General features: G+C 64.2%; 1 protein-coding gene. It reads left to right on the top strand.

Translation table 11 applies throughout. The features are described 5' to 3' along the window. A partial coding sequence (locus D0817_RS27320; protein WP_127341028.1) for an EAL domain-containing protein occupies positions 1-285 on the top strand: 285 nt, incomplete at both ends.

Below are 285 nucleotides of genomic sequence, written 5' to 3'. Positions count from 1 at the left end.
CGGGGGCCTTCCTCCCGGCTGCAGAGCGCTTCCACATGGCCACGCGCATCGATCGCTGGGTACTCAAGCGCGCCGTGCAGCAGATCCAGGACATGCCAGATATAAATGCTCTCGACACTCTGTGCATCAACCTGTCAGGGCAGTCGGTGGGCGACCGGGCGTTTCACCGGCATGCCATCGCCGCGTTGACCGAAGCCGGCAGCGCGGTCTGCCGACGCATCTGCCTGGAGATCACGGAGACCGCCGCCGTCACCAACATGGCTGACGCCGCGATCTTCATTGAAC

Origin of the sequence: Flavobacterium cupreum (assembly GCF_003996965.1) — a bacterium.
GTDB classification, from domain to species: domain Bacteria; phylum Bacteroidota; class Bacteroidia; order Flavobacteriales; family Flavobacteriaceae; genus Flavobacterium; species Flavobacterium cupreum.
Note: the sequence above shows the minus strand (reverse complement) of the source record. Positions and strands in the feature narration are given on the sequence as shown.